This is a genomic window from Streptomyces sp. NPDC001617 (assembly GCF_053596855.1).
Map to the genome: position 1 here is coordinate 1 of NZ_JBSFHA010000052.1, position 22,232 is coordinate 22,232.

21 protein-coding genes and 2 pseudogenes are annotated in these 22,232 nt (G+C 69.8%); 9 read left to right on the plus strand and 14 right to left on the minus strand.

Features of this window, described 5'->3' with window-relative positions; genetic code table 11:
* The 5 genes from ACWC09_RS32310 to dacB form a co-directional block, all read right to left on the minus strand.
* Positions 1–953 (minus strand): ATP-dependent metallopeptidase FtsH/Yme1/Tma family protein (locus tag ACWC09_RS32310; protein ID WP_450854465.1); only part of this gene is annotated, 953 nt, incomplete at its 3' end.
* A 217-nt stretch (positions 954–1,170) separates the two neighbouring features.
* Positions 1,171–1,710, minus strand: a complete 540-nt coding sequence (hpt, locus tag ACWC09_RS32315) for a hypoxanthine phosphoribosyltransferase (RefSeq protein ID WP_450854534.1) — start codon at positions 1,708–1,710, stop codon at positions 1,171–1,173.
* Between the two features lie 93 nt (positions 1,711–1,803).
* Positions 1,804–2,919 carry a tRNA lysidine(34) synthetase TilS gene (gene tilS, locus ACWC09_RS32320; protein ID WP_450854466.1) on the minus strand — a complete coding sequence of 372 codons (1,116 nt, stop codon included), beginning with the start codon at positions 2,917–2,919 and terminating at the stop codon, positions 1,804–1,806.
* Between the two features lie 192 nt (positions 2,920–3,111).
* Positions 3,112–4,236 (minus strand): zinc-dependent metalloprotease, encoded by a 1,125-nt coding sequence (locus ACWC09_RS32325; RefSeq protein ID WP_450854467.1) that lies wholly within the window; start codon positions 4,234–4,236, stop codon positions 3,112–3,114.
* 71 nt (positions 4,237–4,307) lie between these two features.
* Positions 4,308–5,987 carry a D-alanyl-D-alanine carboxypeptidase/D-alanyl-D-alanine endopeptidase gene (gene dacB, locus ACWC09_RS32330; protein WP_450854468.1) on the minus strand — a complete coding sequence of 560 codons (1,680 nt, stop codon included), beginning with the start codon at positions 5,985–5,987 and terminating at the stop codon, positions 4,308–4,310.
* Between the two features lie 85 nt (positions 5,988–6,072).
* Here dacB and ACWC09_RS32335 point away from each other — a divergent pair, with 85 nt between their 5' ends.
* Both ACWC09_RS32335 and ACWC09_RS32340 read left to right on the plus strand, forming a co-directional pair.
* Positions 6,073–6,564, plus strand: coding sequence for an inorganic diphosphatase (locus tag ACWC09_RS32335; RefSeq protein ID WP_194078292.1), 492 nt, complete (start codon positions 6,073–6,075; stop codon positions 6,562–6,564).
* Positions 6,565–6,669: 105 nt separating this feature from the next.
* Positions 6,670–8,337, plus strand: a complete 1,668-nt coding sequence (locus ACWC09_RS32340) for a threonine/serine ThrE exporter family protein (RefSeq protein WP_450854469.1) — start codon at positions 6,670–6,672, stop codon at positions 8,335–8,337.
* On the opposite strand, the gene ACWC09_RS32345 is transcribed toward ACWC09_RS32340, so the two are convergent.
* Positions 8,334–9,203, minus strand: coding sequence for a DedA family protein (locus ACWC09_RS32345; protein WP_450854470.1), 870 nt, complete (start codon positions 9,201–9,203; stop codon positions 8,334–8,336). The genes ACWC09_RS32340 and ACWC09_RS32345 overlap by 4 nt on opposite strands.
* A gap of 138 nt (positions 9,204–9,341) precedes the next feature.
* On the opposite strand from ACWC09_RS32345, the gene ACWC09_RS32350 reads away from it, so the two are divergent.
* Positions 9,342–9,707: a YbjQ family protein gene (locus tag ACWC09_RS32350; RefSeq protein WP_450854471.1), complete on the plus strand. Its 366-nt coding sequence runs from the start codon at positions 9,342–9,344 to the stop codon at positions 9,705–9,707.
* 18 nt (positions 9,708–9,725) lie between these two features.
* Here ACWC09_RS32350 and ACWC09_RS32355 read toward each other — a convergent pair whose 3' ends face one another.
* Complete coding sequence (locus ACWC09_RS32355; RefSeq protein ID WP_450854472.1) at positions 9,726–10,508, minus strand: MerR family transcriptional regulator; 783 nt, start codon at positions 10,506–10,508, stop codon at positions 9,726–9,728.
* A gap of 212 nt (positions 10,509–10,720) precedes the next feature.
* Here ACWC09_RS32355 and ACWC09_RS32360 point away from each other — a divergent pair.
* A pseudogene (locus tag ACWC09_RS32360) lies at positions 10,721–11,320 on the plus strand (ion channel protein); the annotation flags it as partial.
* Positions 11,321–11,358: 38 nt separating this feature from the next.
* Positions 11,359–12,759: a glutamate decarboxylase gene (locus tag ACWC09_RS32365; RefSeq protein ID WP_450854473.1), complete on the plus strand. Its 1,401-nt coding sequence runs from the start codon at positions 11,359–11,361 to the stop codon at positions 12,757–12,759.
* A gap of 12 nt (positions 12,760–12,771) precedes the next feature.
* Here ACWC09_RS32365 and ACWC09_RS32370 read toward each other — a convergent pair whose 3' ends face one another.
* The 4 genes from ACWC09_RS32370 to ACWC09_RS32385 form a co-directional block, all read right to left on the minus strand.
* Entirely contained in the window at positions 12,772–13,413 is a 642-nt protein-coding gene (locus tag ACWC09_RS32370) for a PadR family transcriptional regulator (RefSeq protein ID WP_450854474.1), read from the minus strand.
* Between the two features lie 24 nt (positions 13,414–13,437).
* On the minus strand, positions 13,438–13,986 hold the full coding sequence (locus tag ACWC09_RS32375; protein WP_450854475.1) for a DinB family protein: 549 nt from the start codon (positions 13,984–13,986) through the stop codon (positions 13,438–13,440).
* Positions 13,987–14,107: 121 nt separating this feature from the next.
* Positions 14,108–15,568 (minus strand): aldehyde dehydrogenase family protein, encoded by a 1,461-nt coding sequence (locus ACWC09_RS32380; protein WP_450854476.1) that lies wholly within the window; start codon positions 15,566–15,568, stop codon positions 14,108–14,110.
* A 112-nt stretch (positions 15,569–15,680) separates the two neighbouring features.
* The gene (locus ACWC09_RS32385; RefSeq protein ID WP_450854535.1) at positions 15,681–16,505 is read right to left on the minus strand and encodes a helix-turn-helix domain-containing protein; all 825 of its coding nucleotides are present in this window, start codon (positions 16,503–16,505) and stop codon (positions 15,681–15,683) included.
* Positions 16,506–16,844: 339 nt separating this feature from the next.
* On the opposite strand from ACWC09_RS32385, the gene ACWC09_RS32390 reads away from it, so the two are divergent.
* A complete protein-coding gene (locus tag ACWC09_RS32390) occupies positions 16,845–17,366 on the plus strand; it encodes an ATP-binding protein (protein WP_450854477.1) in 522 nt (173 codons plus the stop codon).
* Between the two features lie 77 nt (positions 17,367–17,443).
* Here ACWC09_RS32390 and ACWC09_RS32395 read toward each other — a convergent pair whose 3' ends face one another.
* Positions 17,444–17,695: a DUF397 domain-containing protein gene (locus ACWC09_RS32395; protein ID WP_356351317.1), complete on the minus strand. Its 252-nt coding sequence runs from the start codon at positions 17,693–17,695 to the stop codon at positions 17,444–17,446.
* Positions 17,696–18,136: 441 nt separating this feature from the next.
* Between ACWC09_RS32395 and ACWC09_RS32400 the strand changes: the two genes are divergently transcribed.
* A complete protein-coding gene (locus ACWC09_RS32400; protein ID WP_450854478.1) occupies positions 18,137–18,667 on the plus strand; it encodes a hypothetical protein in 531 nt (176 codons plus the stop codon).
* A gap of 120 nt (positions 18,668–18,787) precedes the next feature.
* Positions 18,788–19,303 carry a DUF4232 domain-containing protein gene (locus tag ACWC09_RS32405; RefSeq protein ID WP_450854479.1) on the plus strand — a complete coding sequence of 172 codons (516 nt, stop codon included), beginning with the start codon at positions 18,788–18,790 and terminating at the stop codon, positions 19,301–19,303.
* Between the two features lie 7 nt (positions 19,304–19,310).
* Here ACWC09_RS32405 and ACWC09_RS32410 read toward each other — a convergent pair whose 3' ends face one another.
* Positions 19,311–20,462 carry a DUF2786 domain-containing protein gene (locus ACWC09_RS32410; RefSeq protein ID WP_450854480.1) on the minus strand — a complete coding sequence of 384 codons (1,152 nt, stop codon included), beginning with the start codon at positions 20,460–20,462 and terminating at the stop codon, positions 19,311–19,313.
* Between the two features lie 207 nt (positions 20,463–20,669).
* Positions 20,670–21,608, minus strand: a complete 939-nt coding sequence (locus ACWC09_RS32415; RefSeq protein WP_450854481.1) for a S41 family peptidase — start codon at positions 21,606–21,608, stop codon at positions 20,670–20,672.
* 138 nt (positions 21,609–21,746) lie between these two features.
* Here ACWC09_RS32415 and ACWC09_RS32420 point away from each other — a divergent pair.
* Positions 21,747–22,157 (plus strand): annotated as a pseudogene (locus ACWC09_RS32420) (Clp protease N-terminal domain-containing protein); the annotation flags it as partial.
* Positions 22,158–22,232: the final 75 nt, after the last annotated feature.

A 22,232-nucleotide genomic window follows, 5' to 3' on the forward strand; every position in this document is an offset into this window, starting at 1 on the left:
CATCGGGTGACATACGACGACGTCATGGACGACATTCTGCGGGTGACGGTGGGGCTGGCCGAGCGGGCGGTGGCCCTCGGGGCGCGCTCGTCGTGACCGCCGCCGAGGCCGGCGCCGCGATGGCGGCCGACCGCGTCGATCTCGTCGACGAAGACGATCGCCGGGGCGTTCGCCTTGGCCTGCTCGAAGAGGTCACGGACCCGGGAGGCACCGACACCGACGAACATCTCGACGAAGTCGGAACCGGAGATCGAGTAGAAGGGGACCCCGGCCTCACCGGCGACGGCACGCGCGAGCAGCGTCTTGCCGGTACCGGGGCGGCCGTAGAGGAGCACGCCCTTGGGGATCTTGGCGCCGACGGCCTGGAACTTCGCCGGCTCCTGCAGGAACTCCTTGATCTCGTGGAGTTCCTCGACGGCCTCGTCACAGCCCGCGACGTCGGAGAAGGTCGTCTTGGGGGTGTCCTTGGTGATGAGCTTGGCCTTGGACTTCCCGAAGTTCATGACCCGGGAGCCGCCGCCCTGCATCTGATTCATCAGGAACAGGAAGACGACCACGATCAGGACGAAGGGGAGCAGGGAGAGCAGGATGCCGAGGAACGGGTTCTGCTTGGACGGCGAAACGGTGTAGCCGTCCGGGATCTGCTTGTCCTGGTACTTGGTCTGCAGCGTGTTGGCGATGGTCACGCCCTGGTCGCCGATGTAGCTCGCCTGGATCTTCGAGCTGCCCTCGACCTTTACGCCGTCCTTGAGCTGGACCTTGACGGTCTGCTCGTCGCCGGTGGTCAGCTTGGCCGATTCCACCTTGTTGTCGTTGATCGCTGCGACGACCTGGCCAGTGTCCACCGTCTTGTAGCCGCCGGACGAGCCGACGACCTGCATCAACACGACCACGGCAAGGACGGCCAGCACGATCCACATGACCGGCCCACGGAAGTATCGCTTCACGTCCATCCATACGGAGCGATGTCGCCCCGTCCCTCCTGCCATAGTGAGTTTGATAAGACAGTTCTTCCGACGGTACCCCAGCTTTGTTGCCCGAAGTCGCACGAAGCGGCTCGGACGGCTGTCGGATCCGTCTCTGCTTGCTCCAACGGCGCGAAACCCGCCGGGGTTCCCGATCGTCCTACAAAGACGGCTCTCTTGGCCGAGCCGCCGTGCCGGCGGCCGCTCAGCCGCCGTAGACGTGGGGCGCGAGCGTACCGACGAACGGGAGGTTGCGGTACTTCTCGCTGTAGTCGAGGCCGTAGCCCACCACGAACTCGTTCGGGATGTCGAAACCGACCCACTCGACGTCGATGGCGACCTTCGCGGCGTCCGGCTTGCGCAGCAGGGTGCAGATCTTCAGGGACTCGGGCTCGCGCGAGCCGAGGTTGTTGATCAGCCAGGACAGGGTCAGTCCCGAGTCGATGATGTCCTCGACGATCAGGACGTGCTTGCCCTTGATGTCGGTGTCGAGGTCCTTGAGGATCCGCACCACGCCGGAGGACTGGGTGCCCGCGCCGTACGACGACACGGCCATCCAGTCCATGGTGACGGGGGTGGACAGCGCCCGCGCGAGGTCGGCCATGACCATCACCGCGCCCTTGAGGACACCGACGATGAGCAGGTCCTTGCCCGCGTACTCCGCGTCGATCTTCGCGGCCAGCTGGACCAGCCTCGCGTCGATCTCTTCCTTGGTGATGAGCACCTCTTTGAGGTCGGCACCCATGTCTTTCGCGTCCACCCACGTCACTTTCGGTCGTCCCACCGGCCGCTCGGGCCCTGAGAAGGGAGCCCGGATCCCCGCAGAGGGGGATGAGATTCAGCCTTGCCGAATCACCAGTCTGCCACCCTGACGCTGGGCGACGACCTTGCCCGGGAGATTGATGGCTCCCTGGCCGCGCCAGCCGGTGATCAGCCGGTCGACTTCCTCGATATGGCGGGCGAACAGCGACCCGGCGGGCGCCCCTGCCTCGATGGCGGCGCGGCGCAGGATGCGGCGGCGCACGGCGGGCGGCAGGGCGTAGAGCTTGGCGCACTCCAGGAGGCCTTCGGTGTCGCGTACGGAGGCCGCGGCCTGGCGGGCCCAGGCGTCCAGGGCGTCGGCGTCGTCGCGGGAGAGCTGGGCGGTGCGGGCGAGAGCCTCGACGACGCCCTTGCCGAGGGCCTTCTCCAGGGCGGGCAGGCCCTCGTGGCGCAGCCGGGAGCGGGTGTACGCCGGATCGGCGTTGTGCGGGTCGTCCCAGACGGGCAGCGACTGGACCATGCAGGCCTTGCGGGCGGTCTGCCGGTCGAGCTGGAGGAAGGGGCGGCGGTAACGGCCGTCGGCCCCCGAGACCGCGGCCATCCCGGACAGGGAGCGGATGCCGGAGCCGCGGGCGAGGCCGAGCAGGACGGTTTCGGCCTGGTCGTCGCGGGTGTGGCCGAGGAGGATAGCGGTGGCGCCGTGGCGGTCGGCGGCGGCGTCCAGGGCGGCGTAGCGGGCGTCGCGGGCGGCGGCCTCGGGGCCGCCTTCGCGGCCGACGGTCACGGCGACGGAGTCGACGGGGTCGAGGCCGAGTTCGCGCAGTCTCAGGGCGACCTCTTCGGCGCGCAGGTCGGAGCCGGGCTGCAGGCCGTGGTCGACGGTGACGCCGCCGGCGCGGACGCCGAGCTTGGGGGCCTCGAACGCGAGGGCGGAGGCGAGGGCCATGGAGTCGGCGCCGCCGGAGCACGCCACGAGCACGAGCGGCGCGCGCCGGTGCTCGTGCGGGGTGTCGCCGGAGGCGGGGGGCGCTCCGGTCGCGGGGTCGTGCGCGGGCGTACGGCTGTCGGGCGCCGTGGGACCGTCCGCGGCGGTGTCGCGGTAGGCGGCCGCACGGCCCGCTTCGTTGAGGATGTCGTGGAGGGCGCGGCGGACCGCCAGGCGTATCGCCGCGACCGCAGGATGGGGACCCATGTCCGGTTCCCTTCATGAAGTTTTCGGGGGGTGAACCCGAGGCCGGTCACTCAGAGTGTGTAGATGGTGACAGAACCGGGGCGTTCCCCGAGCATCGCACGCCTACCCATCGCTCACGGTCCCTCGGACGGGTGATTCGAGGGGCGTTTGCCTGCCGTCGGCCGGATTCGGTTCACGACCTTCCCACGGCGTTCATGACTCACTCTTGCGGTGCACCCGCGCGACCCAGTCCGCCGGTTTGGCGATCTCCGTCTTGGTGGGGAGGGTGTTGGGTGAGGTCCACACCCGGTTGAAGCCGTCCATGCCGACCTGGTCGACGACGGCCCGTACGAACCGTTCGCCGTCCCGGTACTGCCTGAGCTTGGCGTCCAGACCCAGCAGCTTGCGCAGGGCCATGTCCAGCCGCGAGGCGCCCTTCGCGCGGCGCTGCTGGAACTTCTCCCGGATCTCGGAGACGGACGGCACGACGGCCGGACCGACCCCGTCCATCACGAAGTCGGCGTGGCCTTCCAGGAGTGACATGACCGCGGTGAGCCGCCCGAGGATCTCCCGCTGGGCCGGCGTCTGCACGATCTCGACGAAGGACCGTCCGCCGTCGTCCTCCTCGCCCTCGGGCCGCCCGCCGGCAAGCGATTGCGCCGCCTCGCGGATGCGCTCCAGGACGGTCATGGGGTCGACGTCGGTCTCTCCCAAGAACGACTGGATTTCACCCTCGAGGTGGTCACGCAGCCAGGGCACCGCGCTGAACTGCGTGCGGTGCGTCTCCTCGTGCAGGCAGACCCAGAGGCGGAAGTCGTGGGGCTGCACGTCGAGTTCGCGCTCCACGTGCACGATGTTCGGCGCCACGAGGAGCAGGCGGCCGCCGCCGTTCTCGCCGGCCGGCAGCTCGCGGGTCGCCGGGGCGAAGGTCTCGTACTGGCCGAGAACCCGGGAGGACAGGAACGACAGCAGCATGCCCAGCTCGACGCCGGTGACCTTGCCGCCGACCGCGCCGAGGACCGCACCGCCGGGGGTGCTGCCGCGCCGCTCCTGCATCTTGTCGAGGAGGGGCTTGAGGATCTCCCGGAAGCCGGCGACGTTCGCCCGGACCCAGCCGGGGCGGTCGACGACCAGGATCGGGGTGTCGTGGGTCTCCTCGGTCCCCATACGAGTGAAGCCCCGGACGTGTTCCTCCGAGGCCTTGGCATGTCGGCGCAGTTCCGCGACGACCTCTCGGGCCTCGTCGCGGCTCACGTCCGGGCCCGGACGCACGAGCCGGGTCGCGGTCGCCACCGCGAGATTCCAGTCGACCATCTCGGCACCACCGATGCTCGTCATGCGTCAACCGTACGTGAGCGTTCGCACTTGGGGCAGGCCGTGCGGGGTGCGTGAGGTGCGCGGTGCGGTTGTCAACGGCAGCCGCAGGCCGCCAGCGCCGTCGCCGTACGGTCGAGCGCCGACTGCGCCGCCATGGGGCTGCTCGTGTCGGACGCCAGGAACGCGAACGCCAGCAGCCGGCCGTCCTGGTCGACGACCGTTCCCGCCAAGGTGTTCACGCCCGTGAGGGTGCCCGTCTTCGCGCGTACGACGCCTGCCGCGCCGTCCGTGTAACGGCTGGTCAGCGTGCCGGTGAAGCCCGCCACCGGAAGGCCGGTCAGGACCGGGCGAAGTTCGGGGTGGGCCGTGTCGCCCGCCTTCACCAGCAGGGCCGTGAGCAGGTCGGCCGTGAGCCGGTCGTCGCGGTTCAGGCCGCTGCCGTCGTGGAACCGGGCGCCGTTCAGAGGCAGTTGAAGTTTCCTCAGTTGCTTCGCGATCGCCGACGCTCCGCCGTCGAAGCTCGCCCGCTCCCCCGTCGCCAGTGCCGTCTGACGGGCCAGGGCCTCGGCGATGTCGTTGTCGGAGTTGGTCAGCATGCGCTCGACCAGGGCCGACAGCGGGGGCGAGGAGACCGAGGCCAGGGACTCCGCGCGGGTCGTCGCCTTGGAGGGGCCCGGGGAGGTGGTCCTGATGCCGTCGCCGGCCAGGAATTCGGCGAACTTGCGGGCCGCGTCCGCCGACGGGTCCGTCACGCGCGTGGCCGTGCCGCTCATGGAATCGTCCGTGCGGCCCTCGTCGGCCATCAGGGCGCTGACGGGCGCGAGGTTGTCGTTGAGACCGATCGGGTGCAGTACGGGACCGGCGTAGAGGGTGGTGTCGTAGGAGAGCGTGACCTGGCTGATGCCGCGCTTCTTCAGAGCGGCCGCCGTGCTGTTCGCCAGGTCGCGCAGGCTCGCCCAGCCGTCGGACTCCTTGTGCGCGGTGAGGGTCGGGTCGCCGCCGCCGACCAGGACGAGTTCCCTGGTGTCGGGTTCCAGGGCCGTGCGGGTGGTGAGGCGGTGGTCGGCGCCCATCGCGGAGAGGGCGGCGACCGCGGTGGCGATCTTCGTGGTGGAGGCGGGAGTGAGGGCGTCGTCGGCTCCGGTGCCGTAGAGGCGCTTTCCGGTGGCCACGTCGACGACCGCGGCGGTGTGGCGGGTACCGAGCGCCGCCTCGCCGAGAAGGGGGCCGAGGACGTCGGAGAGGGCCGGGCCGGTCGGGGCCGACTTCACGGTGTTCGTGGAGCCTCCGAGGCCGACCAGGACGGATGCGGCGCTCGGGGCGGGCTTGGGCGCCCCCGCCGCCGTATCGGGCGATCCGGATGTATCGGAATTACGGCCGTGATCTGCGCCACCCGTGCGTTCCAGGGCGACCGCGCGGTCCGCCTCGGCCGTACGCTGACCGGTGGAGTCCCAGGGGCCGGCAGCGGTCGCCACGGTGACGGCCAGCGCCACTCCGGCGGTGGCGGCGCCCGCGGTGTACTGCCAGGTCCGGACGGTCTTCGGCCCGGTGATCCGTACCCGCGCAAGGTGCGGTTTCGCGGCGGCCGCAGCCTGTTCGAGACGCGGTCGCGTGGCGTTCGCCGCTCGTTGGAGCTGGGGGCGCACCGCGTTCGTGGCTCGTTCGAGATGCGGGCGTACGGTCCCGGCGGCCCGTGCCAGATGCGGTCGTACGGCGTTCGCGGCCCGCGCCACATGCGGTCTCGCGGCCCGCCAAGGCCTCAGTTCAGGCACGACGACCAGCCCCTTTCGCGATCACACACGTGCGTGAGGGACACTTAACCACCAGAACTATGTGCTGATCATGGAGGAGCCACCGGTGGAGTTCGACGTCACGATCGAGATCCCGAAGGGTTCGCGGAACAAGTACGAGGTGGACCACGAGACCGGTCGGATCCGCCTGGACCGTCGACTCTTCACCTCGACCGCCTACCCGACCGACTACGGCTTCGTCGAGAACACCCTCGGCGAGGACGGCGACCCGCTGGACGCGCTCGTCATCCTGGACGAGCCGACCTTCCCGGGCTGCCTCATCAAGTGCCGTGCGATCGGCATGTTCCGGATGACGGACGAGGCCGGCGGCGACGACAAGCTGCTGTGCGTGCCGGCGACGGACCCGCGGGTGGAGCACCTGCGTGACATCCACCACGTCTCCGAGTTCGACCGCCTGGAGATCCAGCACTTCTTCGAGGTCTACAAGGACCTGGAGCCCGGCAAGTCCGTCGAGGGCGCCAACTGGGTGGGCCGGGTCGACGCCGAGGTCGAGATCGAGCGGTCGTACAAGCGCTTCAAGGAGTCCGGCGGCCACTGAGCCCCCACGAGTGTTCCCGGGCCGCACGCGTACGCGTGCGGCCCGTTTGCGTATCTGTGCGCATACTGGCGTAGCTGCACGCGTCGTACAGGGAGCGTTACTCAAGTGACGGAGGCGGAATACCGCAAGCCTCAGTCGGACGAGGCCAGGAGCACGTTCGATCCCGAGATCACCTCGGAGTTCGCCATTCCGGCGGGGTTCGCCGCCCCCAGGGTCGTCGTCGAACCGGAGACCACCTCCGAGTTCGCCGTCCCGGACGGGCTGGACGTCCCTCAGCCGTCGACGGCCGAGTCCGAGGGCTCGGCGTTCACGCTGCCGAGCACCTACAGCTCCAAACAGGCCCCCGTCGCCTTCACCCCGGCGACCGGCGTACCGGTCGTCAGCCTCACCAAGGACGTGCCCTGGCAGGACCGGATGCGCACGATGCTGCGCATGCCGGTGGCCGAGCGGCCCGCACCGGAGCCGGGGCCCAAGGCTGAGGAGGGCGGCCCCGCCGTCCCGCGCGTGCTCGATCTCACGCTGCGTATCGGGGAGTTGCTGCTGGCGGGCGGCGAGGGCGCGGAGGACGTGGAGGCCGCGATGTTCGCGGTCTGCCGCTCGTACGGCCTCGACCGCTGCGAGCCGAACGTCACCTTCACCCTGCTGTCGATCTCCTACCAGCCGTCCCTGGTCGACGACCCGGTGACGGCCTCCCGGACCGTGCGGCGCCGGGCCACCGACTACACGCGGCTCGCGGCCGTGTTCCGGCTGGTGGACGACCTCAGCGACCCGGAGAGCCACATCTCCCTGGAGGAGGCGTACCGCCGTCTCGCCGAGATCCGCCGCAACCGGCACCCGTACCCCACCTGGGTCCTGACGGGCGCCAGCGGGCTGCTCGCGGGCGCCGCCTCCGTGCTCGTCGGCGGTGACGTGATGGTCTTCTTCGCGGCCATGCTGGGCGCGATGCTCGGCGACCGGCTGGCGTGGCTGTGCGCGGGGCGCGGGCTGCCGGAGTTCTACCAGTTCACGATCGCCGCGATGCCGCCGGCGACCATAGGGGTCGCGCTGACGGTCGCCCACGTCGACGTGAAGGCCTCCGCCGTCATCACCGGCGGGCTGTTCGCGCTGCTGCCGGGGCGGGCGCTGGTGGCGGGCGTACAGGACGGGCTGACCGGGTTCTACATCACCGCGTCGGCGCGGCTGCTGGAGGTCGTCTACCTGTTCGTCGGGATCGTGACGGGTGTGCTGGTCGTCCTGTACTTCGGGGTGAACCTCGACGCCAAGCTGAATCCCGACGTGGCCGTGACGATCACCGAGCGGCCGTGGTGGCAGATCGGCGCGTCGATGCTGCTGTCGCTGACGTTCGCGGTGCTGCTGCAGCAGGAGCGGTCGACCGTGCTGTGGGTGACGCTGAACGGCGGCGTGGCGTGGTGTGTGTACGGCGCCCTGCACTACCCCGGCGGGTTGTCTCCGGTTGCCTCTACGGCCGTGGCGGCCGGGTTGGTGGGGCTGTTCGGGCAGTTGCTGTCCCGGTATCGGTTCGCGTCCGCGTTGCCGTACACGACGGCGGCGATCGGGCCGCTGCTGCCGGGTTCCTCGACGTACTTCGGGTTGTTGGCGATCGCCCAGAACGACATCGACAAGGGGTTGGTGTCGTTGGCGACGGCGGCGTCTCTCGCCATGGCCATCGCCATCGGGGTCAATCTGGGGTCGGAGATCTCGCGGCTGTTCCTGCGGGTTCCGGGCGCGTCCACCGCCAGGCGCCGGGCGGCGAAGCGGACCCGGGGTTTCTAGTAACCCTGGTTCTGGTTGTACGGGTACTGCTGCTGGTCGCCGTACTGAGGCTGCTGGTACGTCTGCTGGGGGTATTGCTGGGGGTACTGCTGTACGTACTGCTGGTCGGGGTTGTTGTGCGGCGGCTGCTGGGGCTGCTGGTAGGTGGGCTCGGTCGGCGGGATGCGGCGCAGTTGGGTCGTCGCGTCGTCCATCACCGGCGGGGCCTGGTGCCGGAGCGGAGCCGACGGCTCCTGGTCGCCCTTCTTGTTCTTCGAGCGGGCCCTCAGGAACTCGATGATGATCGGGATCACCGAGACGAAGACGATCAGGATCAGGATCGCCTCGATGTTCTTGTTCACGAAGTCGATCTTGCCGAGCCAGGAGCCGAGCAGGGTGACGCCCGCTCCCCAGAGAACGCCGCCGACGACGTTGAACGTCAGGAACGAGCGGTACTTCATACCGCTGACGCCGGCGATGATCGGCGTGAACGTGCGCACGATGGGCACGAAGCGGGCCAGGACCAGGGACTTCGGGCCGTACTTCTCGAAGAACTCGTGGGCCTTGACCACGTTCTCCTGCTTGAAGAGGCGGGAGTCCGGGCGGTTGAAGAGCGACGGGCCGACCTTCTTGCCGAACATGTAGCCCGCCTGGTCACCGAGGATCGCGGCGAGGCAGATCAGCGCGATCGCTCCCCACAGGGGGAAGTCCATCTGGTTCGACGTGATCAGCAGGCCGGTGGTGAAGAGCAGGGAGTCGCCCGGCAGGAAGAAGCCGATGAGCAGGCCCGACTCCGCGAAGACGATGAGGAGCAGGCCCCAGATGCCGAACGTGTCCAGAAGGTGGTTCGGATCCAGCCAGCTCGGGCCGAGGGCAATCGTCGTCACGGTTCCGGGCTCCTGAGAGGTGGGGAAGGTACGGCGTCCTTCCGGGGGCTCAAAGCTATCAACGCAATGTGTCCGCCCCAGGTTCCACCGGTGTCTCCAGGATGCACTGTGGGCCGCCTGGGACAAAGCTGTGAGGTTATGGGCATCGATGAATACGGCGGCGGCCAGGGGCCCCAGCCGGACGTACTGGTCGTCACCACGAACGACGTCCCCGGATTCCGGGTTCAGGAGGTGCTGGGTGAGGTGTTCGGGCTCACCGTGCGCTCCCGGCACCTCGGCAGCCAGATCGGCGCGGGGCTGAAGTCGATGATCGGCGGTGAGCTCAAGGGGCTCACCAAGACGCTCGTGCAGACCCGGAACCAGGCCATGGAGCGGCTCGTCGAGCAGGCACGCGCGCGTGGCGCGAACGCCGTGCTGATGTTCCGGTTCGACGTGACCGAGGCGGCCGACGTGGGGACCGAGGTGTGCGCGTACGGGACGGCCGTGGTCATCGCCCGGGAGTGATCCTCCGGACCAGGAGGGTCACGAGGTGTGCCGGGACGCGTTCGCCGTGATCGCGTCCCTGAGGTGCTCGGCCAGACCCGGGTGCATGGAGTCGTAGAACGCCTTGAAGCGCTCGTCGGACACGTACATGCCGGCGAGGCACTGATGCATCTCGTACGGGCACTCGTAGAACCACCTGTGGATGTGCAGGCGGTGCTCCTCGGCCAGGTCCATCGCCGCCTCGCCGGTCGGCGGTTCGTCGGCGGCCACCAGGGCGGCGTAACGCTCGCTCCAGTCGTCCACTTCGGCCTGCAGACGTTTCCAGTCCGCCTTGGTGTAGCGGGCGGCCCGGCGCTGCGACTCGGCGTACGCCTCCGTGCCGCCCCAGCGCGCTTCCGCCTCCTCGGCGTACTGCTCGGGGTCCTTGTCGCCGAAGACCTCGAACCGCTCCTCGGGGGTGAGGTTGATGCCCATCTTGCGTGCCTCCATGGCGTGCTCCACGGCCTCGGCCATCTTCTGCAGCTTCTCGATCCGGGCGGTCAGCAGCTCGTGCCGGCGGCGCAGATGCGCGCGCGGGTCCGTCTCCGGGTCGTCGAGCAGGGCCGCGACCTCCTCGAGCGGGAAGCCGAGTTCCCGGTAGAACAGGATCTGCTGCAGCCGGTCGAGGTCGGCCTCGCTGTAGCGCCGGTGGCCCGCGTGGCTGCGCTCGCTCGGGACGAGCAGGCCGATGGCGTCGTAGTGGTGCAGCGTGCGCACCGTGACGCCGGCGAAGCCCGCGACCCGTCCCACGGAGTAGCCGTCCTGTCCTGCCGAGTGACTCACTTCGTCCGCTCCCTTCTCGGTACGCGCTCCACGGTGGGCCCTCACGTCGCGTGAGGTGCAAGCCGGATTCCGAAGACCGGCTCCGCGACGGAACCCAGCGGGCGCCCAGCGTTCCGTCGGCCACACGCGCGTGCCGCTGCCGCTGATCCTCCCCGCTCTCGTCGTGGGTGTGATCGCGAGCCTGCTGTTCCTCGGAGTGAGCGCGGCGGCGGAGTCCGTGCAGCACGGTGCTCTGGAGGAATCCGATGTCGGCCGGGTGGCAGCTGAAGGGGCTGCCGTGGGACAACGTCTTCGGGCCGTTGGCCGCGGTCGGCGCAGGGGCCCTGACGACCACTCTGGTGGCGCGTCCGACCTTCGATCTGCATCTGCCCGCGTTCGGGCAGCGCGGCTGGGCGCCGGAAGACGGCGTCTCGGGCACCCCGTGGTGGCGCTTGCGGTCGGCGGAGTCGTGCTGGGGCTGCTGGGGCCCTGGGCGGGCATCTGACGCTCTTCAGAGGGCTGGACGAGGTCGCGGCTTCGTGGGGATGGCGGTGGTGAAGCACGCGGCTCTGCTGGTCGCCGCGCCTGCGGTTTCCGCGGCGGGCGGATCTTTCCGGCGGTGTTCGTGGGGGGCCGCCTTCGGACTGGGCGCGCACGGCCGCCTTCGGGCTGGGCGGCACGCGCTCGTGGCGGCCGTGTATCCGGGGCTCGGTGTCGCCGCGGGCGTGCTCGGCATGCTGCCGGCCGTCACCCGCCTGGCCCCGCTGCCCCCCTGGCTGCTGGTGACCGGCCGGCCCCCGATGCAGTTGCGGGACGACGGAACTCCGGTCCGCCGACAGCCGTTCTTCAGACGACACGAGGGAGATCGTCCATGCCGCTCCACAAAGGTCCCGACAAGCCCGACGAGCGCCTGCTGTCCGTCAACCCCTTCTACGGCGAGGCCAATCCGCTCGGCGGCATGACCGAGGCCCCGCCCAGGCACCGGCTGCCGGACTCCCCCATGGCGCCGACGGCGGCGTACCAGCTGGTGCACGACGAGCTGATGCTGGACGGCAACTCCCGGCTGAACCTGGCCACTTTCGTCACCACCTGGATGGAGCCGCAGGCCGGCGTCCTGATGGCGGAGTGCCGGGACAAGAACATGATCGACAAGGACGAGTACCCGCGCACCGCCGAGCTGGAGCGCCGTTGTGTGGCGATGCTCGCCGACCTGTGGCACGCGCCGGATCCGGCCGCGGCCGTGGGCTGTTCGACGACCGGGTCGAGCGAGGCGTGCATGCTCGCCGGAATGGCGCTCAAGCGCCGGTGGAGCAAGCGGAACCAGTCGCCGGGCGCCCGCCCGAACCTGGTCATGGGGGTCAACGTCCAGGTCTGCTGGGACAAGTTCTGCAACTTCTGGGAGGTGGAGGCCCGACAGGTGCCCATGGAGGGCGACCGTTTCCACCTCGACCCCCAGGCCGCCGCCGAGCTCTGCGACGAGAACACCATCGGGGTCGTCGGCGTCCTCGGCTCCACCTTCGACGGCTCCTACGAGCCCATCGCCGACCTCTGCGCGGCCCTCGACGCCCTCCAGGAGCGCACGGGCCTGGACATCCCGGTACACGTCGACGGCGCGTCCGGCGGCATGGTCGCGCCCTTCCTCGACGAGGACCTGGTCTGGGACTTCCGCCTCCCGCGCGTGGCGTCCATCAACACCTCGGGGCACAAGTACGGGCTGGTCTACCCGGGCGTCGGCTGGGCGCTGTGGCGCGACAAGGAGGCGCTGCCGGAGGAACTGGTCTTCCGCGTCAACTACTTGGGCGGCGACATGCCCACCTTCGCCCTCAACTTCTCACGCCCCGGGGCCCAGGTGGTCGCGCAGTACTACACCTTCCTGCGACTGGGCCGCGACGGCTACCGGGCGGTGCAGCAGACCTCGCGGGACGTGGCCATGGGCATCGCCGAACGCATCGAGGCGCTCGGCGACTTCCGCCTGCTGACGAGAGGCGACGAACTGCCCGTCTTCGCCTTCACCACGGCTGAGGGCGTGGACTCGTACGACGTCTTCGACGTCTCCCGGCGGATGCGCGAGAGCGGCTGGCTGGTCCCCGCCTACACCTTCCCGCCGAACCGCGAGGACCTCTCCGTGCTCCGGGTCGTCTGCCGCAACGGCTTCTCGGCCGACCTCGCCGACCTCTTCGTGGAGGAGCTGACCCGCTTCCTGCCGGAGCTGCGCCGACAGCCGCATCCGTTCACGAGAGACAAGGGGACGGCGACGGGCTTCCATCACTAGGGCCCGAGCGGGTCAGCGCTCGTCCTCCGGGTGCCGCTCTCCCGTCGCGTACGGGTTCTCCCGGCCGTCGGCCAGGACCCCGACGAACGGCTCGCCCTCCCCCGCGAAGGTGTACGCCCCGCCCGCGATCCGGCCGATCAGGCCCCGGGTCCACCCGGCCTCGGCGTCGGCCGTATGGACCCAGAGGTTCATGATCTCGCCGATGTGGCCGAGCTGTTCGGGGCCGTCCTCGGGGATGTAGTGCTCGGTGACGGAGCCGCGCCACTCCTCGATGCGGCGGATGCGCTCCGCCAGGAGGGACACCACCTCGGCGCGCGGCAGGTCGAGCATGAAGCCGATGGCCGCCGACTTCAGGTCCGTCCGCTGGTCGTAGGAGGCCAGCGCCTCCCGCAGCAGGCGGAGGTACTCGTCGGTGCCGGCCTCGGTGATCTCGTACTCCGTGCGCGGCGGACCGCCGGCCGTGGACGGAGCGATCTCGTGCGCGTGCAGAAGCCCTTGCTTCGCCAGCTGCTTGAGCGCGTGGTAGACCGAGCCCGGCCGGGCGTTGGACCACTCGTGCGCGCCCCAGTACTCCAGGTCGCCCCGCACCTGGTAGCCGTGGGCCCGCCCGTGCTGGCGGACCGCGCCGAGCACGAGCAGGCGGATCGCTGACATGGGGCCAGCGTAGGCCGCGGGAGGTCAGCCCCAGGACGTGCCCCGTTCCTTCGCCACCAGCTCGAAGGCGGTGGCGCCGTCCAGCGACTCCCGGATGATGTCGGCGTGTCCTGCGTGCCGGGCGGTCTCGCGGATCAGGTGCAGACAGAGCCAGCGCACGGAGACACGGCCCTCCGGCGGGAACCACGGGTCCGGCGGCAGCGGGAAGGTGTCGTCCAGGCTCGGCACCGAGCGGATGTAGGCCTCGGTCTCGGCGGCGACCTTCTCCCAGTACGCGAGCTGCGACTCGACGGTCTCGCCGTCGACGAGCTGGAAGGTCTCGTGCCAGTTGGTCTCGTCGCGCTGGATCGCCGGCGGCTCCTGCTTGGCACGCGCGATCCAGCTCTGCTCGACCTCGACGACGTGCTTGAGCAGGCCGGAGAGGGAGAGCTTGCTCGCACTCGGCTTGCTCGCGGCCTGCTCCGCGGTCAGTCCGAGCAGCGCCCGCCGGATTCCGCCGCGCTGTTCCTCGATGAACGCGAGGAGCGCACCGCGCTCGTCGCCCTGCGCCTCTGCCGGTACGTGGGTGACCATGACCGTCGCCTTTCGCCGGGGGCAGGAGGTCGGTCCCCCTGCCTGACATCGACGAAGCTACGGGCCATCGAGGTCAGATCCTGTCCTCAATGGCCCGGTCCACGCGGTCGTACTCAAGAAATCAGAACGGGAAGCCGCTCCGGCCGTGCTGCACCGAGATCCACTTCTGGGTGGTGAAGCACTCAACGGTGCCTTCGCCGTTCAGGCGGCCGACGCCGGAGCTCTTCTCGCCGCCGAAGGGGACGATCGGCTCGTCGTGGACGGTGCCGTCGTTGACGTGGAACATACCGCTGTCGATCTGCTTGGCGAAGTTGACGCCCCGCTCGATGTCGCCGGTGTGGACGGCGCCGCTGAGGCCGTACGGGGTGTCGTTCGCGATGCGTACCGCCTCCTCCTCGCCGTCGAAGGGGATGACGAAGGCGACCGGGCCGAAGACCTCCTGGTGGAGGAGGGGCGAGTCGGCGGGGACGCCGGTCAGGACGGAGGGCTCGACCAGGTTGTCGGTGGTCGTGCCGTGCAGCAGGGCCGTCGCGCCCCCGGCGATCGCCTGCTCGACGGTGGCCGAAATCGCCTCCGCCTGCGAGGAGTTGATCAGCGGGCCGATGACGGTCTGCGGGTCGCTCGGGTCGCCGACCTTCAGGGTCCTCACCTTGGCGACGAACTTCTCGGTGAACTCGTCGGCGATCGAGCGGTCCACCAGGACGCGGTTGGCCGCCATGCAGACCTGGCCCTGGTGGACGTAGCGGCTGAAGACCGCCGCGTCGACCGCGTAGTCGAGGTCGGCGTCGTCGAGGACCACGATGGCGCTGTTGCCGCCGAGTTCGAGGATCGAGCGCTTGAAGTGCGAGGCGCAGACGGTGGCCACATGGCGGCCGACCTTGTCGGAGCCGGTGAAGGAGATGACCTTCGGGATCGGGTGCTCGATGAAGGCGTCGCCGATCTCCGCGATGTCCGTGATGACGACGTTCAGGAGGCCGGCCGGCAGGCCCGCGTCCTCGAAGATCTTCGCGACCAGGGAGCCGCCGGTGATCGGCGTGTTCTGGTGGGGCTTGAGGACCACGGCGTTGCCGAGCGCCAGGGCCGGCGCCACCGACTTGATCGAGAGGAGGAAGGGGAAGTTGAAGGGGCTGATCACGCCCACGACGCCGACCGGGACGCGGTAGACGCGGTTCTCCTTGCCGTCCACCGGGGAGGGGAGGATCTTGCCCTCGGGGCGCAGGGCCCACTGGATCGACTCGCGCAGGAACTCCTTGGCCAGGTGGAGTTCGAAGCCGGCTTTCAGATGCGTACCGCCGAGCTCTGCGATGATCACCTCGGTGATCTCCTGCTCGCGCTCCTCGATCAGACGCAGCGCCTTCTCGAAGACCGCGCGGCGGGCGTACGGATTGGTCTTCGCCCACTGCTTCTGCGCGCGGGCCGCCGCCTGGTACGCCTCGTCGACCTCGTCGACCGTGGCTATGGTGATCGACGCCAGCTTCTCGCCGTCGTACGGGTTGAAGTTGATGATGTCCCAGGAACCCGTCCCCGGGCGCCACTCACCGTCGATGTACTGCTGGGCCAGGTCGGTGAAGTACGACGACATGTGATCCCCAAATCACTAGCAGACACGCGATCTACATCACGGGCTGATCACTTGTCATCGTACTTGTGATGCAAGTGAGTTGGGGACTGTGAGCGAAGTTATGGGGAGAACCCTAGGAGAGTTGGAGGAGGCCGCGTAGAAGATCGCGGCTCTCGTCCGGACCGGGGCTGTCCTGCTGGAGTTCCTTGAGAGCCTTCTCGTACTGGGCGACGTCCTCGCGCTTGTCCAAGTAGAGCGCGCTGGTGAGCTGTTCGAGATAGACGACGTCCGTCAGGTCCGACTCCGTGAAGGAGAGGATCGTGAAGGCGCCGCTCTCGCCAGAGTGACCGCCGAAGCCGAACGGCATCACCTGCAGCCGCACGTTCGGATGCTCGGACACCTCGATCAGGTGCTGGAGCTGACCGCGCATCACCTCGCGGTCGCCGTACGGGCGTCGCAGCGCCGCCTCGTCGAGGACGATGTGGAAGTCGGGGGCGTTCTCGGAGACGAGGTACTTCTGGCGCTCCAGGCGCACGGCGACCCGCTTCTCGATCTCGGCCCTGCTCGCGCCCTTCATTCCGCGCCGGACGACTGCACGTGCATACGCCTCGGTCTGCAGCAGTCCGTGCACGAACTGCACCTCGTACGCCCGAATGAGGGACGCGGCGCCCTCGAGACCCACATAAGTGGGGAACCAGCTCGGCAGGACGTCCGAGTAGCTGTGCCACCAACCCGTCACGTTGGCCTCCCGGGCGAGGGAGAGGAGTTGGGTGCGCTCCGCCTCGTCTGTGATGCCGTACAGGGTCAGCAGGTCTTCCACGTCCCGTGTCTTGAAGCTCACCCGGCCCAGCTCCATCCGGCTGATCTTCGACTCCGAGGCGCGGATCGAGTAACCCGCCGCCTCGCGCGTGATGCCGCGCGACTCGCGCAGCCGCCTGAGTTGTGACCCGAGCAGCATGCGCCGCACCACCGATCCGGGCTCTCCCACGCTCACGTTCGCCAGCCTCCCCAACCGCTTCAGGGGCCAGAGTCTGCCACTAAATCACTCCGAGCAGTACTCGTCCGATTACAGAGAAGGAAAGAAGTCAGAGATTCTGCACAGGAAGCAGGAAGGAGTTGGCAAGTAGGGGGAGAGAAGATGGCGGAAAAAATGACCAAGAAACGGTACCGGAGGGTCCAATTCGGTCACGTGCACGTGCATCTGCACCTTGCATCTGCACCGCGCATCCAAGACCATGGTCTCGCGCAACCGCTGCATCGTGCACGCTTGGACCGCGAATTCCCGGGAGTGCCTCGCATGGGGACGAATGGATCGACCATGCTCGAGCCGTTACGGCAGGGCCTTCCGCCGCTGGATCCCGCGGCCGTGTCCAGCGCCGCGTCCTGCGCCCTTCCCGCCCGCTTCGAAGCGGTGCGCGAGGCGAGAGTCTTCACGCGGAAGACGCTGGACCAGTGGGAGATCGGCGAGCGCTTCGACGATGTGTGCCTGGTCGTTTCCGAGCTGGTGACCAACGCGCTGCGACATGCGCTGCCGGCGGGTGCGGTGTGCGTCGCGGACCAACACCCGGCCGTACGGCTGCATTTGATGCGGTGGACCGAGCGGCTGGTGTGCGCGGTGCGCGACCCCAGCCAGGAGAGCCCGGTCGAGCGTGAGGCGGAGGACTTCTCGGCCGAGTCGGGGCGTGGGCTGTTCCTCGTCGACTCGTTCGCCGACGGCTGGGGCTGGCATCCGCTGGCGGGGACGCTCGGCGGGAAGGTGGTCTGGGCGCTGTTCCGGCTGCCTCAGCCGCCGCTGTCGCAGCCGGGGGCCGAGGAGTGAGGTGCCGCGGCGTTTTCTGACGCCGCGGTTCTACGCGCGTTACGGCGTCGTTCCGTGCGATGGGCCTGGCCGGCCGGTCAGCCCACCAGGTGGTCGAACTCGCCGTCCTTGACGCCGAGCAGCATCGCCTCGATCTCCGCGCGTGTGTAGACGAGGGCAGGGCCGTCGGGGAATCGGGAGTTGCGGACGGCCACGTCGCCGCCGGGAAGCCGGGCGAACTCCACGCAGGAGCCCTGCGAGTTGCTGTGCCGGCTCTTCTGCCAGGCCACCCCGTTCAGCTCCGTGGCTGCCATGCCGTTGTACACGTCGTTGTACACGTCGTGGTCCACAGGTCGCTCCCCGGTGGTGCGGTGGCCTTGGGGCCAGTGATGCAGAGGTCAACTGGTCCGGATCATAGCCCTGTTCACGTGCAGATGCATGAGCAGATGCACGTGCACGGGGGGTGGTGCTGTGGTTACAGATGTGACGTACGGGGTGGTATCTGTTCCGGCGTGTGCCCCGGAACCCGCACGACATGCATCCACTAGGAAGAGACGCGTACGGCGGCTCTCGTGTTCCAGATTCCGAAGATTGGTCCAGTCCGCGTGTCGCGGGTGCGGCACCGTCGTGGTTTCTCGCGCCCATGCGGCGCCCGCGTGTGTCTGGTGGGTCTCGTGAATCTCACAGCCGGTCCCCATGGGACGGACGGTCGGCCCTGGTAGCTTGCTGCGGGCGTTTCGGCCAGCCGGCCGTGCCGCCCGCCACGGCCCGCTACTGCTTGGGAGCTACCAGTGAATTCGGCGACCTTCACGCGTCCCTCTCGCACGGTGTCGCGCCGGCGGGTGCGCATCGCCGCGGCTGCCGCGGGTCTGGCGGGTGCGCTCGTGCTGACCGCGTGCAGCGGCGGCGGCTCCCAGGACGACTCCTCGTCCACCCCGAGCACGTCGGCCTCCTCGGGCTCGACCGCGGACACGGGCGGCGGCAGCGGCTCGGCGACCAGCGCCTCCGACGATCTGCAGGGCAACTGGCTCGCCACGACCGGCGGCAAGGCGGTCGCCCTGGTCATCACCGGCAAGCAGGCCGGCCTCTTCTCGACCGGCGGGGCCGTGTGCAGCGGGACCGCCGGCAAGGAGGCCGGGATGGAGATGATCCACCTGACCTGCACGAACGGCAACAAGGAGCGGGCCACGGGGATGGTCGAGTCCGTCAGCAAGAACGCACTGAAGATCACCTGGTCGGGCAGTCTCGGCAAGGAGAACTACACCAAGGCGGAGGGCGGGCAGCTACCGTCGGGGCTGCCGACGGCGAGCCTCGGGCAGTAGCCGGCGAACGGTTCGTTCGCGGGGCGCGGCCGGCAACCGGTTCATGGATTCGTGCGTGATGATCCATGGACTCGATCAGCGGCGTCACGCCCTGACGCACCCGAAGAACCAAGGACCCATATGCGCGCCATCCCTCTCACCGTCGCCGCCCTTGCCGCGGCCCTGCTTCTGACCGGCTGCGACGACGGTGGCGGCAGCGCCGACAGCAAGGACAGCAGCGCCTGCTCGCTCGACCGGGTAGCCGTGCACGTCGGCCCGGCCAGCGTCGCACCGTCCGTGGGCGACACCGGTCAGGTACCGGTCACCGTGACCAACCGGGACACCAAGTGCACTCTGGACGACTTGCCAGGCGTCGCTCTGGCGCAGCGCGGGATCAACGACTCCCTTCCGGCCGAGAAGGGCGCCAAGGCCCAGAAGCTGACCCTCGGCAAGAATGAGGCGGCCACCTTCACCATCACCTACCAGCGCGGCAAGAAGGGCGACAAGCTCAGCCTCGACGCGGACACGCTGCAGATCTCCCTGCCCGGCTCGTCCAAGACGCAGAGCTTCAAGTGGTCGTACGGGTCCGTGGCCGCCAAGGGCGACGTCGGCAACGTGATCGCCTCGGTCAGCGCCTTCACCCAGGCCGGCGACTGACGTCGGTTCACGGGAGCCGGGGCCGGGTGCCCATCCGCGCCCGGTCCGCGGCCTCGGCGCCCTCCGTCCAGCCCGCCGCGTCGGTCACGCCGCGCAGCCGGGTCGTGGTCGTGTTCGGGAACATGCGGTCCGCGTGCGCGGTGACGGCGACCTCACGGGAGGCGAGGACCGGGAGCAGGTCGTCGGTCACCTGGGTCTCGGCGGCCGCGGCGAGGCGTATGCCCATGCGGTGGGCGTAGGCGGCGAAGAAGGACTGACGGAAGGTCTTGGTGCGTCTGCGGCCGCCCGCGCGCTGGGCCGCCTCGGCCTTCGTCATCGCGTGCGTGGCCTGCACGAGCAGCGAGGTGTAGAGCAGCTCGACCGCCTCCAGGTCGGCCTCGAAGCCGACGACCGTGGAGAAGGCGAAGGGTTCGTTCCACACGGTCCGGCAGTGGTTGGCGGTGGCGACCGCGTCCAGGAGGACCGCCTTGGCCTGTTCGTACGGCGGCTCGACGCCGATCCGGCAGGCGCCCGGGGCGTCCGGGGCGGGCGCGCGCGCCGCGAGCAGCGCCTCGTCGATGCTGTAACGCGCCGTCAGTTCCTGCGCCTTGGCGGTGAGCGCCTCCGCCTCGTCCGGGAACCCGGTCGCCTCGGCCTTGGCGAGCAGGGCGCGGATGCGGGTGAGCATGCGGGACTCGGGGCCGGTGCGGCGGGCCGCGCCGGGCTTGTCGTCGTGATCGCGCTCGTCGACGGGTTCGAGGGTCGGCAGGCGCAGCAGCAGGCGGTACAGCTCCAGGAGGGTGGTCGCGTGCGAGAAGCGGTCGGTGCGCGGCGGGGTCTCCGGGGCGTCGGTGGCGTCCGTGGTGAGCTCGTCCAGCTGTGCGGTCCAGCGGGGGCCGCGGGGGCGGTCGTACGGCGCCTGCTCGCGGACGAGTGCCGACGCCAGGCGTACGTGTACGTCGTCCAGGTCGCGCCGGACGATGCGGATCACGTCGGCGGGCTGCCAGCCGCGCTGCCAGGCCGAGGCCATGAACTCCCGGCCGCGGCGGGCCAGTTCGGCGTCGGCGGCGGGGTCGGCGGCGAGCAGGGACGCGCCGGTGTCGAGGGCGGAGTCGGAATCGGCGTACAGGGCGGCCCGGAACGCCTTGTCGACGGTTCTGGTGCTGGACGTGGTGCTCACTCTTCGATCGTGACATGCGGGACTGACAACCGGGCGCGGGGCGGTGCCGGTTGGCTGGGTGGGTGGGGGCGGTTGCGAGGGCGAGCGGTCCGCCGGTCGCGCGGTCTCGGGTGCCCTGTGCAGGCCGACGGTGCCGTGGGCGATGCCGCTTCGTCGGTCGGGGAGGGCTAGGTGGGCGGGGCGGTCGTGTCGGTGGGCGCTAGCAAGCTAGCCGTGGAGCAGGGTCAGGGCCCGGTCCAGGGCGTCGGGCGCCGGGCACGGGATGTCGGGGTGAACGCCGGTGCCCTCCCAGTTGGTGCCGGAGACGGGGTTGATCGCGCGGGCCACCGGGACGGTGGCCTCCAGGTTCGGATGGACGGTCCAGCCCTCGCGCGGGTGGGCACCGCCGCGGGTGGCCTCCCCCACGACGACCGCGCGGCCCAGCTGCTGGAGGTCGTAGGCGAGTTCCTCGGCACCGGAGAAGGTGCGGGAAGCGGTGAGGACGTAGACCGGCTTGGTGCCGCCGAAGCGGGCGCCGGGGACGTGCGGCACGGTCCAGGACTGCTCGTGCCGCTCGCCCGCGCGCGTGTACATGGTGTTGAGGTGGGTGCGTTCGTCCAGGAGGTAGCTGCAGACGAAGGCGACGGTGTCCGGGTCGCCGCCGCCGTTGGCCCTGAGGTCCAGGATCAGGGCCTCGGCCGGGGCGATCAGGGTGAGCGCGGCGGCCAGCGGCTCGGCGGACCAGGCGAGCGGGAAGAGGGCGGGGGCCAGTTCGAGGAGGGCCGTGCCGCCGTCCAGCCGCTGCACGCGCGGGACGCCTCCCAGCGAGGCGTCGAAGGCGCGGCGCATCGCGGCCAGCGCGGCCTCGCCCTGGCCCTGTGGCACCTGCTCGGGGTGGTACTTGAGGCGCAGATGCGGATCGCCGTTGACGGACTGCAGGTCCGCGGTGACCAGAGCGCCGAGTTCCTCGGCGCTCTCCACGTCGTACGCCCCCTCCGCCAGGCGCCGGCGCAGCAGCGCGGCCAGTTGCTCGGCGACGTCCGGGAAGACGTACTGCTCGGTGAGGAGGCGGACCGTCTCGTCGAGGACCGCGGGGACGTCGGCGACGGGGGCGGGAGCCCCGGCCGGCGCGGGGGTGGCGTTCGTCGTCGGCGTGGTCGTGGTCATGGCAGCTGAGTCAATCACCGTTCCTTCACACGCCACACCGGGTTTCGCGGGACTCGTCGAACTGGGCACGCGCGCGTATGAGGAGCGGGGTGTCAACGCAGGGTTTAAACCCCTTCACTGTCAATCTACGGTTGACATATGTCGACGAACCCGAGCTGCACGTCATCCGTACGTCTCGACGAACTCATCGCGGCGATCAAACGGGTCCACCAGGAACCCCTCGAACAGCTCCAGGACGCGGTGATCGCCGCCGATCACCTGGGCGAGGTGGCCGACCATCTGATCGGCCACTTCGTGGACCGGGCCCGGCGCTCCGGTGCGTCCTGGACCGACATCGGGCGGAGCATGGGAGTCACCCGGCAGACCGCGCAGAAGCGGTTCGTGCCGAAGGAGTCGGCCGAGCTCGACCCGAGCCAGGGAGGCTTCAGCCGGTACACGCTGCGGGCCCGCAACGTGGTGATGGCGGCCCACGACGCGGCCAAGCCGGCCGGCAGCACCGAGGACCTCCCCGCCCACCTGGTCCTGGGCCTGCCCATCGAACCGGACGGGCGGGGACGAGCCGGGCTGCGACCGATCCGCGCCGTGTTCCGGGAAGACCCGGGCCCTCGGACGGCCTGGTCCGAC

Bases quoted from the DNA above. Each gene is read 5' to 3' on its own strand.
- hpt (WP_450854534.1), bottom strand. From the start codon at position 1,710: ATGGGTGCCGACCTCAAAGAGGTGCTCATCACCAAGGAAGAGATCGAC.
- tilS (WP_450854466.1), bottom strand. From the start codon at position 2,919: ATGGGTCCCCATCCTGCGGTCGCGGCGATACGCCTGGCGGTCCGCCGC.
- ACWC09_RS32325 (WP_450854467.1), bottom strand. From the start codon at position 4,236: ATGACGAGCATCGGTGGTGCCGAGATGGTCGACTGGAATCTCGCGGTG.
- ACWC09_RS32350 (WP_450854471.1), top strand. From the start codon at position 9,342: ATGGGCATCGATGAATACGGCGGCGGCCAGGGGCCCCAGCCGGACGTA.
- ACWC09_RS32365 (WP_450854473.1), top strand. From the start codon at position 11,359: ATGCCGCTCCACAAAGGTCCCGACAAGCCCGACGAGCGCCTGCTGTCC.
- ACWC09_RS32370 (WP_450854474.1), bottom strand. From the start codon at position 13,413: ATGTCAGCGATCCGCCTGCTCGTGCTCGGCGCGGTCCGCCAGCACGGG.
- ACWC09_RS32375 (WP_450854475.1), bottom strand. From the start codon at position 13,986: ATGGTCACCCACGTACCGGCAGAGGCGCAGGGCGACGAGCGCGGTGCG.
- ACWC09_RS32380 (WP_450854476.1), bottom strand. From the start codon at position 15,568: ATGTCGTCGTACTTCACCGACCTGGCCCAGCAGTACATCGACGGTGAG.
- ACWC09_RS32385 (WP_450854535.1), bottom strand. From the start codon at position 16,505: ATGCTGCTCGGGTCACAACTCAGGCGGCTGCGCGAGTCGCGCGGCATC.
- ACWC09_RS32390 (WP_450854477.1), top strand. From the start codon at position 16,845: ATGGGGACGAATGGATCGACCATGCTCGAGCCGTTACGGCAGGGCCTT.
- ACWC09_RS32405 (WP_450854479.1), top strand. From the start codon at position 18,788: ATGCGCGCCATCCCTCTCACCGTCGCCGCCCTTGCCGCGGCCCTGCTT.
- ACWC09_RS32415 (WP_450854481.1), bottom strand. From the start codon at position 21,608: ATGACCACGACCACGCCGACGACGAACGCCACCCCCGCGCCGGCCGGG.